The sequence below is a fragment of the Streptomyces griseofuscus genome (assembly GCF_014673495.1).
Taxonomy (GTDB): Bacteria; Actinomycetota; Actinomycetes; order Streptomycetales; family Streptomycetaceae; genus Streptomyces; species Streptomyces murinus.
Genome location: NZ_CP051006.1, coordinates 7,523,853 through 7,537,923, shown reverse-complemented (window position 1 = coordinate 7,537,923; position 14,071 = coordinate 7,523,853). Strand labels below are relative to the sequence as shown.

The window sequence follows — 14,071 nt, the reverse complement described above, 5'->3', positions numbered from 1 at the left end:
CGGGGCGGCGGAAGGAGCGAGTGGGATGAGCGGAGGGACGCGGCACCCGGACCCGGACCAGCCCGAGACGGCGCGGGCGGAGCCGGGGCCGGACCGTGCCGCAGAGCCCCGGCCGGACCCGGCCGCGGAGCCCCGGGCCGAGCGGTCCGCACGCCCTCGGACGGACCGGGTCGACCCGGTCGACCCGGTCACGGACCCCCGCGCCGGCCACGCCACGGCCCCCGAGGACGACCAGGACCGGCCCGTGCGGCCCCGGCCTGAGCACACCGCGGCACCGGACCAGGCCGTCCCGCCCCGGGCGGACCGCGCCACGGAACCCGGGACCGAGCAGCCGACCGGCCTCTTCGACCTCCTGGGCGTGGCCGCCGTACTCCTGGAGGCCGACGGCCGGATCGACATGTGGAGCCCGCAGGCCGAGGAGCTGTTCGGATACGACCGTGCGGAGGCGGTCGGGCAGTACGCGGCGCCTCTGCTGCTGAGCCCCGAGAACCGGGACGCGGCGATCGAGCTGTTCGCCGAGGTGATGGAGACCGGCCGGGGCTGGGCCGGGGCGTTCCCGGTGCGGCGCAAGGACGGCGGCACCAGGACCGTCGAGTTCCGCAACATGCGGCTGACCGACCATCTCGGCGATCACTACGCGCTGGGGCTGGCCACCGACCGTTCCACCCTGCGCCGGGTGGAGCGCGACGCCGCCCTGTCCGCCCGGCTGGTCACGCAGGCCCCGATCGGGCTGGCCGTCCTGGACACCGAGCTGCGGTACGTGGCCGTCAACCCCGCCCTCGCGGCCATGCACGGACTGTCCGAGACCGACCATGTGGGCCGGCGCCTCGGGGAGCTGTTCCCCGACACGGCGTTCCAGGCGCTCGAAGATTCCATGCGCCGGGTGCTGGACACCGGTGTCCCCCTGGTGAACCAGGAGGTGGTGGGCCGTACCGCCGCCGACCCGGGCAGCGATCACGCCTGGATGACATCGCTGTACCGGCTGGAGGACCACCAGGGGCACACGCTGGGCGTCGCCAAGGTGGCGGTGGAGGTCACCGACCGCTATCGCGCCGCCCAGGAGGCCGAGCGGGCCCAGCGGCGGGTGCGGCTGATCGCCCGCGGCTCGGCGCGCATCGGCACCACCCTGGAGGTGGAGCGCACGGCTCAGGAACTGGCCGACGTCCTGGTGCCGGACCTCGCCGACATGGCCGCGGTGGATCTGCTGGACAGCATGCTGCGCATGGGCCGTACGGATCCGGGTGAGGGCCCCCCGCTGTTCCGCGCGCTGGCGGTGAAGACCGCCTACCCGACCGACGCGGCCGGAGCGCTGGTGCCGCCCGGACGGCTCACCGTCTACCACGCCGGCCATCCCGCGGCCCAGAGCGTGCGCACCGGGCGTCCCGTGCTGATCACCCATCTGGACAGCGGCGAGGTCGGCCGCGTGGCCGCCGACGCCGAGGCCGCCCGGCTGCTGGCCCGGGCCGGGGTGCACACCGACATGGCCATCCCACTGATCGCCCGCGGCCAGTGCATCGGGGTGATGGGCCTGGCCCGGGCCCGCAATCCCGCGCCCTTCGACGCCGACGATCTGGAGCTGGCCTGCGAACTCGCCTCGCGCGCCGCCCTGAGCATCGACAACGCCGTGCTGCACCAGCACACCCGCAGCACCGCGGAAGCCCTTCAGCGCAGCCTGCTGCCCCGGCTCTCGCCGCACCACCCGGGCCTGGAGATCGCCGCCCGCTACCGGCCCGCGCAGGCGATCGGCGAGGTCGGCGGCGACTGGTACGACGTCATCCCGCTGGACGGCGACCGTACCGCCCTCGCGGTGGGCGACGTCATGGGCAGCGGGATCGCGGCTGCGGCCACCATGGGCCGGCTGCGCACCGCCACCTCCACGCTGGCCGACCTCGATCTCGACCCGGCGCGCGTCCTCACCCACCTCGACCGGATCACCCTCGGCCTCGACCCGTACATCGCCACCTGCGTCTACGCCGTGCACGATCCCCGGCTGGCCCGCCTGGAGGCGGCGTCGGCCGGGCATCTGCCGCCGGTCCTGATCCCCTCCGACGGCCCGCCCCGGCTCCTCGACCTGCCGACCGGCACCCCGCTGGGCGTCGGCGGTGTGCCCTTCGAGTCCACCACGCTCGCACTGCGGCCCGGCGATCAACTGGTGCTCTACACCGACGGGCTGGTGGAGACCCGGGACGACCCGATCGACGCCCGCCTGGACGAACTGCTCCGCCTGCTCTCCGCGCCCTCCCCCTCCCCGGAGGACACCTGCGACCGCCTGCTGCGCGAACTGCGCCACCCGGCCGGCCACGACGACGTCGCCCTCCTCATCGCCCGGGTGCTGCCGCTGGGTTCATAGCCACCCCGGGTGCTTCACCGCAGGCGCGCCAGAAACTCGCCGAGGGCGGCCGCGACGGCGCCGGGGGCCTCCAGGGGGAGCAGATGGCCGGCGGCGGGCACGGTGGTGAGGACCGCGTGCGGGATGTACGGCAAAAGGTGCGCGCGCAGGACGTCCGGCGGTTCCACCACGTCGCGCGCACCGGCCAGCACGGTCACCGGGACCGCGATGTCGCGCACGGCGCCGGTGATGTCCCGCGCGATGCCGTGCGACGGCCACTCCCGCCGCGCCTCGCCTCCGGCGGCGAGGCTGTCGCGCACCGCGGTGGCCAGCACCGTCTCGGGCAGCGGCGTGGCGGTCAGGACACGGTCGAGGGCGTGCCGTACGGACTCGGGTGAGTCGTACGCATGCGAGAGCACCCGCCGGTACTCCTCGGTCACCGTGGCCGGTGGCTCGGGCGGTGCGGGCGCGACGAGGACCACGCCCCGCAGACCGGCGGGCCCGCGGGCGGCGAGGAGCTGGCTCACCTTGCCGCCCATCGAATGCCCGACCAGGACGAACGGCCCCGGCACGCACGCGTCCAGCACGCACGCGAGATCGTCGGCGAGCCGGTCCAGGTGGTACGGCCCGGGCAGTTCCCGCGCCGCGCCCCAGCCACGCTGGTCGAAACGGACGGTCGGCTGCCCGGGTGGAAGGCGGCCGATCACCTCGTCCCAGGTCCCCGCGGAGCCGCCCCAGTAGTGCACGAACACCAGCGTCGGCCCGGTACGGCCCCCGCCCCCGATCCGTACCTCAACAGATCCGCCCGGCACCGCCACCGGCCTTGTGCTTTCCATCGTCGTCCTCCCTCTCACCCGCCTGCTTGAGCCGGCCGCAGCGCTGCGGCCGAGGCCCGAACAAGTAATCTGAACTGCCTGTCAGGCGTACCTCGACCGTACGGCCGGTGGGATTCGCTTCCCGGTGGAAAGGAGCACGGTGCTTGTGGAAAACGGACACGATGCCGTACGACAGCTGCGCTATCTCCCCGCCGTCGGCTCGGCCCACGGTGTGGAGGTCCTCGACTTCGCCGCCCTGCGCCGCATGGACACCCGGCGGCTGCGCGTGCTCCCCCAGCGCCCCGACTTCCATGTCCTCGCCCTGATCGCCTCCGGCACCGGCGGCCACGAGGCCGACTTCCGCGGCTACCGGCTGACGGAGGGCGGCGTCGTGTGGATCCGGCCCGGCATGGTGCACCGCTGGAGCGACATCGATTCCTGCGACGGCCCGCTGATCCTCTTCCGGCCCGGGTTCCTCGCCGGATTCACCGCGGCGGAGGCCACCGCCCCGGCGTGCTGGCAGCTGGACGAACGGCGGCTTCCGCTGGCCCTGTTCGCAGCCGAACACCTCCGCCGCGAGCACGAGGCGAGCGCGCGCGACCCGCGCCTGGGATCTCCCGCGCTGCTCTCCCACCTGCTGGCGGCACTGCTCCTGCGGACACTTCCCGACGCGCCCGCCCGCCCCGACGCGCTCCCGCCCGGCGACCGGTCCGCGGACGTCTTCCGCGCCTACCGGGCCGCCGTGGAGGAGCATTTCACCGAGTGGCACCACGTGGCCGACTACGCCGGGGCCCTGGGCTACGACGTACGCACCCTCACCCGGGCGACCCGGGCCGGCGCCGGCACGGGTGCCAAGGCCTTCCTCGACCAGCGCGTCCTGCTGGAGGCCAAGCGACTCCTCGCACACACCGACCTGCCGGTCACCGGCTGCGCCCGGCGCCTCGGCTTTTGCGACGCGGGCAACTTCAGCACGTTCTTCCGCCGCCAGACCGGCACACCCCCGGCCGCCTGGCGCGCCGCTTATGGGACGGCCGACGCCTCCAGCACCTGAATCGCCGTCACGGCAGGCCGGTCACGCCTCCAGGTTTCCGGTCATCGTGTCGAGGTCGGCCAGCAGTGCCGTCAGCCGACGCGCGGGGATGTTCTCGATCATGCGTTCCTCGATGGCGTACACGGCGCCGCGCGCGGCGTGCAGCCGCTCCAGCCCGGCGGGGGTGAGGTGGACGGGCAGCGCCCGGCCGTGGTCGGTGCTGGTCGCCTGGGTGATCAGACCGGCCTCCTTCAGGCCGCGCAGGACGACATTGGCCGACTGCCGGGTGACGAAGGTGCCGCGCGCGAGGTCGGCGTTGGACAGGCCGGGCCGTTCGTCGAGGAGTTCCAGGCAGGAGTACTGCGGGACGGTGAGGCCGTGCTCGCGCAGCGCCTTGTCCATGGCGCCGCGCAGCGCGGCCGAGGCCTTCTTCAGGCGGTATCCCACGTGCTCGGTGACGTCCTGCGCGGGATGGGGCGAGGGGACGGGGGCTCGATCTTTCATGTCAGTATTTTGACATGCCGGAGGCCGGGGTCTACTGTCGCTATGTCAAAGTTCTGACATATGCGCATCGACAGACCACCCTTGGAGTCACCATGACCGCCACCGTCGAAGGCCCTGATTTCATCGCCCTCCAGGTGAGGGACGTACCGGCCGCGGCCGCGTTCTTCGAGGAGCGGCTCGGACTGCGGCGGGCGCCGGGCGGACCGGCGAACGCGGCCGTCTTCGCCACCGGCCCGATCCCGTTCGCCGTCCGCGAGCCGCTGCCCGGCGTCGATCTGGACGGCGCAGGACAGCCCGGCCTCGGTGTCGCCCTGTGGCTGCGCACCACCGACGCCCCGGCCCTGCGCGAGCAGCTCGTCGCGGCGGGCACGGAAGGCGTCACCCCGCTCCAGGCGACCCCGTTCGGTCCGTCGTTCTCCTTCACCGGCCCCGAGGGCTACCGGCTCACCGTCCACGGGGACTGACCGGGACGCCCTCCGACGGCGGATGTCAGGGCCGCTCCGCCGGCACGGCCGGGCGCACCGCCGTGACCAGCCAGGACGTGCTGGGGAGCCGGACCGTGCCGTCCTCCGTCTCATGGGGGCGCAGCCGGTCCGTCAGGGTGCGGCGGGCCTCGGCGCGGGTCGCCGTGTCGGCCTGCCGCATCAGATGGCCCCCGGGGCCGGTGCCGAGCAGGAAGTCCGCGGCGTCCTCGGCTCCGTCACCCCAGATCCCGTCCGCCCGCACCTCGTCGATCGTGACGCCGGTGAAGCCGGCCGCGGTGAGCACGTCGCGGACGCGGTCCGGGGCGGCCAGGGAGAACATGCCGGGGAGCCCCGGCCTGCCGAGGTCGCCGAACGGCAGGATGTCGCGCAGGGAGGCCAGCGCCGCCACCCCGCCGTTGAGCGCGGCGTCGGCCGGGCAGACGAACGCCAGGCGTCCGCCGGGCCGCAGCGCCCGGCCGATGTTGCCGAACGCCGCCACGGGGTCGGCGAAGAACATCACCCCGAAACGGCTGACGGCCACATCGAAAGCGCCCGGCTCGAACGGGTGCACCTGTGCGTCGCCCTGTGCGAAGGTCACGTTGGCGATGCCCTCCCGCTCCGCGCGGGCCCGCGCCTCGGCCAGCATCGGCCCGGACAGGTCGAGGCCCAGCGCGCCGCCCCGGGGTGCGCGCAGCGCGGCGAGCCGGGTGGTCTGCCCGGAGCCGCAGCCGAGGTCGAGGACGCGGTGCGCCCCGGCGATCGCGGCGGCTTCGAGCAGCGGCTCGTTGAAACCCTCGTTGACAGCGTTCCAGCGGTCCTGGTGGCGCGCCCAGTGGGTGCCTTCCGGGCCGTTCCATGCCTGCGCCTGCTCGGTGTTGACGATGTCCGGCACGGGGGCCTCCTGCGGTGGGCAGCGAAGAATGGGCGTGTGCCCAAACTGTATGGGCGTCTGCCCATACCCGCAATCCCCGTTACCATCCGGGGTGCTGCGCCCCTTGCGGGCGAGGACGGCGGAACGGAAGAGAGGCCCATGTCACCGCGTGGAGTGGCGACGCCGGATGTGCGCGAGCGGCTGTTCGCGGCGGCCGAGCGCGTCGTCGAACGGGACGGTCCCGGCGCGCTCACCAGCCGTGCCGTCACCACCGAGGCGGGCTGTGCCAAGGGGCTGCTGCACACTCACTTCGCGGGGCTCGACGAGTTCGTGGCCGAGCTGTGCCTGGACCGGTTCGCGCGGACGGCGACGAAGGCGGGGGCGCTGACGGGGCTCGCCGGGCAGGGCACGGTGGTGCGGAACCTGGACGCGGTCGTGCGCGCGCTGTTCGACTCGGGTGGTCCGGCCCTGTCGGGCCTGGCCATGACGCGCCCCGGCGCCGCGGTCCTCATCCGTGAGGCGCTGGAGGGCGGGGCGCCGGGGTTCGCCGCGATCCAGGAGGCCGTCACCGGCTATCTGGAGGCCGAACAGGAGCTCGGCAGGGTGGCGGGGTCCGTCGATCCGGGCACCGCGGCGCTCGCGATCGTCGGTACCGCGCACCACCTCCTGATGACCAGTTGGCCCGGCACACCCGACCCCCGGCCCGCGATGACCCGTCTGGTGGCCGCCCTGGTCGACGGACCGGACGGCCCCGCGGGTCAGCGCTCGCGCGCCAGCAGGTCGAGCACCTGAGACCGTACGACCGTCCACGCGGCGGCGGGCAGATCGCCGAGGACGGTGGCGCGCAGGGACTCCAGGGTCTCCTCGGGGTCGGCGCCGGTCACGGCGGCGCCCTCGAACACCTCGTAACCGTCCCGTACGGCGACCCGGACGCCGTACCCCGCGGCGGCGCCCGCATCGTCAGCCGCGCCGTCCCCCGCGTGCAGGGCCGAGGCCACCACGAGGGGCGGCGGGGCGCCCGCGTCGGCGGGGAGCTTGCGGTAGGCGCAGGCGAGCGGGGCGGACCAGCGCAGGCTGAGCAACAGGGGCCGTTTCGCGACGACTTCGGCCAGGTCCGTCTCACGGACGCCGTCGGACTCCAGCACCGTGGCCCGTGCGTCGAGGACCAGGGCGGCCGGGAGCAGACAACGCAGCGCGCTGCCCACCAGGTTGCCGCCCACCGTCGCCGCGCGGCGTACCGCCCCGGTGCCCACCGTGCCGGCCGCGCGGCGCAGCACGTCCGGCACCCGGCCGTCTATCTGCCCGAGCAGCACGGCGGCGCCCAGCCGCTCGGCGCCGATGGCATTGGCCTGCGGCAACTGCCTTAGCGACATGGCCAGTTCGGGAAATCCCTCGCGCTGCCACGTGGCCCACACCAGTGTCGCCCCGCCGACCGGGACCGCCCCCTCCGCCAGGCACTCCTGCGCTTCGGACACGGACGTGGGCAGACGCAACAGCATGGCGACCGACCTGCCTTCCTCGGGGAGACCGCAGTCTGCTCGCGTACGCGGGGGCGCGTCCAGGGCTCACACAGGCACGGGCGCCACGTCATGCGGATTCGAGGGAAGTCGGCCGGTTCCGGAATGTGGGTCCGGCGGCCGGGACCACCGGCCCGGGTCCCCGGGTCGGGCGGCCCTGGGGCGGGGGCGGTGCGCGGGAGACGCTGGGTGCGCTGCACCGAACGATCAGCACGCAACGATCAGAAGGAGTGGAGCACATGACTGCAAGGGACACCGGCGTCCGCGCCCCCGAGACTGCCGTCGCCGTCCGCGTACGGGTGGAGGGCGAGATGCCCGAGGAGGACCTCGCCTATCTCCGGGAGAAGATGGACGCCGTGCTCGGCCGGCCGGGTCTGCCGCCCGTGAGCGGCGAGATCCGGGTCAGCAGGGCGGCCGCCCACCATGTCGGACAGCCCTGGACCGCCGGTGCCGAGATCCGGGTGGGTCACTACCTCGTCGTCGTCCACGCCCGTGAGCACAGCGCCCGCGAACTCGCCGACCGCCTCCAGGACCGTCTGCGCAGCCGCACCGACCGCGTCGCCCACCGCACACACGGCACCCGCAGGACGGCGACCCCGCCGCCCTGGCGGGGCGGCGAGACCTTGTGAACGGCCGATAGAGCAAGGTGAGTCACGCGCTCGCCGCCTCCGCAAAGTCTCAGGGCCGTACGTCACTTCCGCCCCCAGCACCGGCGCTTCCCGCAAACCCAACGCGCCCCACCCGAATGCACTCGCCGCCCTGGCCGACCCGCGCGGCTCGTTCCGTGTGCAGCGGGCCGCGCTGGTGTCAGCCATGGCCGCGCGGGCCCGGCCGGGTGGTGCCGAGGCATCCGGTGCACGGAGCCTCGGCGGCGAGGGAGGCCATCCAGATGCCGAGGGAGGCCCCCCAGGCACGGACGAGGGCCGACCGGCCCTATCCCGGCCGGGTCCGCGCGGGCACGATGGACCGGTGCTCCAGAACGACGGCTTTCGCGCGCTCGACCGGGGGACCTGTCTGCGCCTGCTGGCCGGGGTGCCGGTCGGCCGGGTCGTGTACACCAAGCAGGCGCTCCCCGCCGTCCTCCCCGTCAATTTCTGCCTCGCCGCGGACTCCTCCGTGCTGCTGCGCACCTCGGCGGGCGCGGACCTCGTGCGCGCCATCGACGGTGCCGTCGTCGCCTTCGAGGCGGACGAGTTCGACGCGGCCACCCGCTCCGGCTGGAGCGTGGTCGTCACCGGCCGCGCCATGCTGCTGCCGGTCCCCGACGGCCAGGAACTCCTCGACGGCCCGGACTCCTGGATGCCGGTGGGCGATGACGTGCTCGTGCGGATCGACTCCGAGGTGGTCACGGGGCGTGAGCTGACCGGCGCGTGAGCAGGCTCAGTGGGCGGTCCAGCCGCCGTCCAGGACCAGGGACGTACCGGTGACGAAGGACGCCTAAGGACTGCACAGATAGGCCACGGCCTCGGCGACCTCCTCCGGTTCGAGCAGGCGCCGCAGCGCGCTGTCCTTCAGCAGCACCTCGGCAAGCACCCGCTCCTCGGGGATGCCGTGGGCCGCCGCCTGGTCGGCGATCTGCTTCTCCACCAAGGGGGTGCGGACGTAGGCAGGGTTCACGCAGTTGGAGGTGACGCCGTGCGCGGCGCCCTCCAGCGCGGCCGTCTTGGACAGGCCCTCCAGACCGTGCTTGGCGGCGACGTACGCGGACTTGAACGCGGAGGCGCGCAGCCCGTGCACGGAGGACACATTGACGATCCGGCCCCAGCCCTGCCCGTACATGTGCGGCAGGGCGCCACGCACCAGGCGGAAGGGCGCCTCCAGCATCACGGTCAGCACCGTGTGGAAGACGTCCGGCGGGAACTCCTCGATGGGGCGCACCAGTTGCAGCCCCGCGTTGTTGACCAGCACATCGGTGCCGGCTGCCGCCGCCTCGGCCGCGTCCAGGTCGGTGAGGTCGAGGACGTGCGGGACGACGGCGCCCGCGAGGTCCCGCGCCTCCTCGGCGAGTCCGGCGAGCCCCGGCGCGTCCCGGTCGACGGCTCTCACCCGGGCCCCGGCCGCCGCCAGGCGCAGCGCGCAGGCACGGCCGATTCCGCTCGCGGCACCGGTGACGAGGGCGGTGCGGCCGGCGAGATCGAGGGCGAGGGGCTGGATGCGGGAGGTCATGGGCCGACCCTAACCAAGGTCACCGGCCCCGGCGGGGAGCGTGCCGGCCACGGGTGCTGTGCCCTGCGTGCCGGGGTCAGCCGAGCGTGGCCGGGTGGCCGAGCGTGCCGGGGTCAGCCGAGCGTGGCCGGTTCGAACCAGGTGGGCTCCTCGGCCATGGCCTGCTTGATCCGGGAGAGCGCGAACTCGTTCAGAGCGGGCAGCGCGTCCACCGCGAACCAGCCGACGTCCAGCGACTCGTCGTCGTTGACCCGGGCCTCGCCGCCCACGGCCCGGCAGCGGAAGGTGATGTCCATGTACTGGCAGACGTCCCCGTTGCCGTACGTGACCGGCTGGAGCGCCTGGACCAGGACGACCCGCTCGGGCAGGCACCGTACGCCCGTCTCCTCGAAGACCTCCCGCACCGCGCAGTCCGCGGGCTGCTCGCCCGGCTCCGGGATGCCGCCGATCACCGACCATTTACGGGTGTCGGTGCGCCGGCCGAGGAGCACCCTGCCCGCGTCGTCGAAGACGATCGCCGTGACCCCGGGCAGCCAGAGCAGCTGGTGGCCGGCCGAGGCCCGCAGGGTGCGGATGAAGTCAGGAGTAGCCATGGGACCGACCCTAACCGGGCGTCGCGCGCCCCTGAGCCCCGCGTCGCCCGGGTGCTACGCCTCGCCCGCGCGGCGCGCCCGCAGCCCGCTCCCGATCGCCCAGCCGATGCCGCCCACGGCGACGAGCACGAGCGCCATCTCGGGCAGGATGCCGAGGTCGGTCGCGGGCGTGGTGGAGGTGCGCAGCGGCACCTTCTGCTCCAGGTAGGCGGGCACGAACATGCCGGTCCGCTGGGTGATCTTCCCGTCCGGCATGATGATCGCGCTGACGCCGCTGGTCACCGGGACGGTCACGGTGCGGCTGTGCTCGACGGCGCGGATCCGGGACATGGCGAGCTGCTGGTAGGTCATCTCGCTGCGGTCGAAGGTCGCGTTGTTGCTCGGTACGGAGATCATCTCGGCGCCGTGCGTCACGGTGTCCCGCACGTCCCAGTCGAAGGCGGCCTCGTAGCAGGTGGCGAGCCCGACCTTGGCGCCGTCCATGTCGAACACGCCCGGCTTGGTGCCCCGGCTGAAGTCCTGGCGGAGCATCGTGGTCCAGTCCTTGTTGATGGCCCCGACGAACCCGCGCAGCGGCATGTACTCGCCGAACGGCTGGATCTGCCGTTTGTCGTACGTCTGCGTCGGGCCCTTGGCCGGGTCCCACAGGATCTGCTCGTTGAGCTGCTTGCCGTCCTTGTCCACGACGGCGCCGACCGAGATGGGCACCCCGATGGCCGCCGACGCCTCGTCGATGACGGCGGCGGCGTCCGGGTCGTTGTAGGGGTCGAGGTCGGAGGAGTTCTCCGGCCAGAGCACGAAGTCGGGCCTCGGGACCTTGCCCGCCTTGACGTCGGCGGCGAGCTTGAGGGTCTCCTTCACATGGCGGTCCAGCACCGCGCGGCGCTGGGCGCTGAATTCCAGGCCCTCGCGCGGCACATTGCCCTGGATCAGGGCGACCGTCCTGGTGCCGTCCTCGGCCTTGTCGCTGACCAGGCCGCGCGCGGCGAACGCACCGGCCACCGGCACCGCCACGCTGAGCAGCGCGGCGGCGGCCGCGGCCCGGCGCACGGTGCGCGAGCGGCGCCGTTCGGCCAGAAGGCGGGCCGCCTCGTACAGGCCGAAGCCGCACAGCACGACCGCGAAGCCCAGGACGGGGGTGCCGCCGACCGCGGCGAGCGGCAGGAAGACGCCGTCCGCCTGTCCGAACGCGATCTTCCCCCAGGGGAAGCCCCCGAAGGGCGTCCGCGCCCGTACGGCCTCGCCGGTGATCCAGATCGCCGCGGCCCACACCGGCCAGCCGGGCAGCCGGGACACGGCGGCGACACCCACACCGACCAGGGCGACGAACACGGCCTCCACCGCGACCAGGGCCAGCCACGGCAGGTAGCCGACCTCCACGCCGGTCCACACCAGCAGGGGCAGCAGGAAGCCGAGGCCGAAGAGATAGCCGAGCCCGAGGGCCGCCTTCCAGCCGCGCCCCCGCAGCACCCAGCCGAACCCGGCGAACGCGGGGAGCGCCAGCCACCACAGGGGGCGTGGAGGGAAGCTGACGTAGAGCAGCACTCCGCACAGGGCGGAGGCGAGGGCCGGGACCAGGCGCAGCAGCCGGCGACGCCATGCGCCGGGCGCGGGGGACGTCCGGAGCCGGTCCGGCTGGTCCACGGAAGTTGCGGTGACGGTCACCCGGGTGAGTGTACGGCCGCTGACCTCGGCGTCGACAGCCACGGTCGGCGGGCGCTCACCGCCTCAACCCGGCTGTGCGGCGAGCGGGGACCAGACCCCGAACCACTGCTCGGCGCCGTAGTCCTCGAACCGCTCCACCTCGGTGAATCCGAGCTTCGCCGCGAGTCGCATGGAGCGGGCGTTGGCGGTCTGGGTGGTGAGCACCACGGGCTCGCCGGGCAGCGCGTCCGCGAACCAGTCGAGCGCCGCCGCGCACGCCTCGGCCGCGTAGCCGTGTCCCCACGCGTGCGGCAGGAACATATAGCCCAGCTCCGCCTCCCCGCCCTCGGGGCGGACATGGCCGGGGCGCTCCGGGGCGCGCCGGTCGAGCAGCTGGACGAAGCCGATCATCGTCCCGTCGAGCTCGACCACGAAGAGGCCGGGCCGCCGCCCGGGCACCTCGGGCACCACGCGTTCGAGTTCCGCGCGGGGCCGGGCGCCACCGACGTAGGTGCCCACCTCCGGCGAGGCGGACAGGTCGATGAACGCCGCCCGGTCCCGGGCCTTGGGCTCGCGCAGCACGAGCCGCTCGGTCCTGATCGGGGCGGGCGGCCAGGCGACGGGTGCGGGTTCGGTCATGGCGGGCAAGCTATCGGGACCCGCCCGGGATCCGCTACGCGGCCGACCCCGGGGTGATCGAGCGCAGCCGTGCCCTGATCACTCGTACCGCTGATTCCGCGTTGTCCACGGTGATGGTGAAGGTGTGTCCGTCCCACAGGCTGAGCACGATGCCCTCGCCCCGGCGTACGACGACCGCGGTGCCCTTCTCGGGGCGCCAGCGGTAGCCCCAGCCGCCCCATTGCCGCGGGGTCACCAGGGCGGTGAAGTCGGCGCCCGCCACATGGGAGAGCGGGATGCGGCGGCGCGGCACTCCGATGTGGCCGCAGCGCACCTCGACGCACTCCCGGTCGAGTCTGAGGTCGACATGGACGAAGGCGAGGGTGCCGAAGATGACCAGCAGCCCGGCCGCGATGCAGCCGACCACGGACATCGTCAGCGCGGTGATCCCGGACGTCCACGCGGAGTCCACGGCCAGCTTGATCCCCAGGGCCAGGCAGGCCGCCCCGGCCAGCGCCAGCAGCCACTGCACCCGGTTGGTGGCGCGTCCGGTCCAGATCTCGGGGGTGGCGTCGTCCTCGGTATGGGGCTGGTCCCTCATGACTACGAGGTTACTCAGGATTCCCCGCGCGGGTACCGCCTCCCGGCCCGTGCCCGCCCCGTGCGGCCCTGGACGACGGAGGCGGAACGGGTGAGCGGGCAGGGTCAGCGGCGGTCGGCGAAGGGTTCCACCGCGGGCAGCAGCCGTCCCTCGGCGTAGTGCAGCGCCGCCGCGGGCAGCTCGCCCTCGCGGCCGCTGAGCAGCACCGTGAGGCCGCCCTCGGCGGGCGCCCCGGAGGCGGGAAGTTCGCCCAGTCGGCGCAGTGCCTGCGCGGCCACCGCACCGGCCGAGCCGTGCAGGACCAGCGGGGCCGCGCCGGGGCGCTGCACGGCGGCCCGGATGCGCTCGGCGACCAGCTCGTAGTGGGTGCAGCCGAGGACGACGGTCGTCACCTCCGCCGGTGTCAGCGCGGCGGCCGCGGCGACGGCCGTCTCGATCGCCGCCTCGTCCGCGTGTTCGATGGCCTCGGCGAGACCCCAGCAGGGCACCTCGGTCACCGGCACGCCGTCGGCGAAGTCCGCGATGAGGCCGCGCTGGTAGGCACTGCCGGTGGTGGCGGGGGTCGCCCAGATCGCGAAGGGGCCGCCGCCGGCCGCGGCCGGCTTGATCGCCGGGACGGTGCCGATCACCGGGATGCCGGGCTCCAGGCGGGCGCGCAGCGGGGGCAGGGCGTGCACGCTGGCCGTGTTGCAGCCGACGATCAGCGCGTCGGGACGGCGGGCCGCGGCGGCCTCGGCGACGTCCAGCGCGCGCCGGGTGAGGTCCTCGGGGGTGCGGGGTCCCCAGGGCATGCCGTCGGGGTCCAGGGAGAGAACGAGATCCGCGTCGGGCCGTAGGCGTCGTACCGCGGCCGTGGCCGCGAGCAAACCGATTCCGGAGTCCATGAGCGCGATCTTCACCCGGCCACGATAGACGATCC

Annotated in this window: 16 protein-coding genes; 6 read left to right on the top strand and 10 right to left on the bottom strand. The window is 74.1% G+C overall.

Features of this window, described 5'->3' with window-relative positions:
• The first annotated feature begins 25 nt into the window (after positions 1-25).
• A complete protein-coding gene (locus tag HEP81_RS34230) occupies positions 26-2,350 on the top strand; it encodes a SpoIIE family protein phosphatase (RefSeq protein ID WP_157854435.1) in 2,325 nt (774 codons plus the stop codon).
• 14 nt (positions 2,351-2,364) lie between these two features.
• Here HEP81_RS34230 and HEP81_RS34225 read toward each other — a convergent pair whose 3' ends face one another.
• Positions 2,365-3,165: an alpha/beta fold hydrolase gene (locus HEP81_RS34225; protein ID WP_037655837.1), complete on the bottom strand. Its 801-nt coding sequence runs from the start codon at positions 3,163-3,165 to the stop codon at positions 2,365-2,367.
• Positions 3,166-3,310: 145 nt separating this feature from the next.
• Between HEP81_RS34225 and HEP81_RS34220 the strand changes: the two genes are divergently transcribed.
• Positions 3,311-4,195 carry a helix-turn-helix domain-containing protein gene (locus tag HEP81_RS34220; protein WP_037655838.1) on the top strand — a complete coding sequence of 295 codons (885 nt, stop codon included), beginning with the start codon at positions 3,311-3,313 and terminating at the stop codon, positions 4,193-4,195.
• Between the two features lie 21 nt (positions 4,196-4,216).
• Here HEP81_RS34220 and HEP81_RS34215 read toward each other — a convergent pair whose 3' ends face one another.
• Positions 4,217-4,678 (bottom strand): MarR family winged helix-turn-helix transcriptional regulator, encoded by a 462-nt coding sequence (locus HEP81_RS34215; RefSeq protein ID WP_037655839.1) that lies wholly within the window; start codon positions 4,676-4,678, stop codon positions 4,217-4,219.
• Between the two features lie 92 nt (positions 4,679-4,770).
• On the opposite strand from HEP81_RS34215, the gene HEP81_RS34210 reads away from it, so the two are divergent.
• A complete protein-coding gene (locus HEP81_RS34210) occupies positions 4,771-5,142 on the top strand; it encodes a VOC family protein (protein ID WP_037655841.1) in 372 nt (123 codons plus the stop codon).
• A 25-nt stretch (positions 5,143-5,167) separates the two neighbouring features.
• Here HEP81_RS34210 and HEP81_RS34205 read toward each other — a convergent pair whose 3' ends face one another.
• The gene (locus HEP81_RS34205; RefSeq protein WP_037655844.1) at positions 5,168-6,034 is read right to left on the bottom strand and encodes a class I SAM-dependent methyltransferase; all 867 of its coding nucleotides are present in this window, start codon (positions 6,032-6,034) and stop codon (positions 5,168-5,170) included.
• Between the two features lie 138 nt (positions 6,035-6,172).
• Between HEP81_RS34205 and HEP81_RS34200 the strand changes: the two genes are divergently transcribed.
• On the top strand, positions 6,173-6,805 hold the full coding sequence (locus HEP81_RS34200) for a TetR/AcrR family transcriptional regulator (protein WP_037655846.1): 633 nt from the start codon (positions 6,173-6,175) through the stop codon (positions 6,803-6,805).
• Here the strand turns inward: HEP81_RS34200 and HEP81_RS34195 are convergent.
• Positions 6,772-7,512 (bottom strand): FAD binding domain-containing protein, encoded by a 741-nt coding sequence (locus HEP81_RS34195; protein ID WP_037655848.1) that lies wholly within the window; start codon positions 7,510-7,512, stop codon positions 6,772-6,774. The genes HEP81_RS34200 and HEP81_RS34195 overlap by 34 nt on opposite strands.
• Before the next feature lie 257 nt (positions 7,513-7,769).
• Here HEP81_RS34195 and HEP81_RS34190 point away from each other — a divergent pair, with 257 nt between their 5' ends.
• Both HEP81_RS34190 and HEP81_RS34185 read left to right on the top strand, forming a co-directional pair.
• A complete protein-coding gene (locus HEP81_RS34190; protein ID WP_037655850.1) occupies positions 7,770-8,159 on the top strand; it encodes a hypothetical protein in 390 nt (129 codons plus the stop codon).
• Between the two features lie 340 nt (positions 8,160-8,499).
• Positions 8,500-8,904, top strand: coding sequence for a pyridoxamine 5'-phosphate oxidase family protein (locus HEP81_RS34185; RefSeq protein WP_037655852.1), 405 nt, complete (start codon positions 8,500-8,502; stop codon positions 8,902-8,904).
• A 63-nt stretch (positions 8,905-8,967) separates the two neighbouring features.
• Here the strand turns inward: HEP81_RS34185 and HEP81_RS34180 are convergent, their stop codons facing one another.
• The 6 genes from HEP81_RS34180 to HEP81_RS34155 all read right to left on the bottom strand — a co-directional run bounded on the left by HEP81_RS34180 (position 8,968) and on the right by HEP81_RS34155 (position 14,051).
• Positions 8,968-9,696 carry a 3-hydroxybutyrate dehydrogenase gene (locus HEP81_RS34180; protein ID WP_051850162.1) on the bottom strand — a complete coding sequence of 243 codons (729 nt, stop codon included), beginning with the start codon at positions 9,694-9,696 and terminating at the stop codon, positions 8,968-8,970.
• A 113-nt stretch (positions 9,697-9,809) separates the two neighbouring features.
• Complete coding sequence (locus HEP81_RS34175) at positions 9,810-10,289, bottom strand: NUDIX hydrolase (RefSeq protein ID WP_037655854.1); 480 nt, start codon at positions 10,287-10,289, stop codon at positions 9,810-9,812.
• A 54-nt stretch (positions 10,290-10,343) separates the two neighbouring features.
• The gene (gene lnt, locus HEP81_RS34170) at positions 10,344-11,954 is read right to left on the bottom strand and encodes an apolipoprotein N-acyltransferase (RefSeq protein ID WP_037655931.1); all 1,611 of its coding nucleotides are present in this window, start codon (positions 11,952-11,954) and stop codon (positions 10,344-10,346) included.
• 63 nt (positions 11,955-12,017) lie between these two features.
• Positions 12,018-12,572, bottom strand: a complete 555-nt coding sequence (locus HEP81_RS34165) for a GNAT family N-acetyltransferase (RefSeq protein ID WP_037655856.1) — start codon at positions 12,570-12,572, stop codon at positions 12,018-12,020.
• A 34-nt stretch (positions 12,573-12,606) separates the two neighbouring features.
• Positions 12,607-13,152, bottom strand: a complete 546-nt coding sequence (locus tag HEP81_RS34160) for a hypothetical protein (RefSeq protein ID WP_037655859.1) — start codon at positions 13,150-13,152, stop codon at positions 12,607-12,609.
• 104 nt (positions 13,153-13,256) lie between these two features.
• Entirely contained in the window at positions 13,257-14,051 is a 795-nt protein-coding gene (locus HEP81_RS34155; protein ID WP_051850163.1) for a glutamate racemase, read from the bottom strand.
• Positions 14,052-14,071 lie beyond the last annotated feature (20 nt).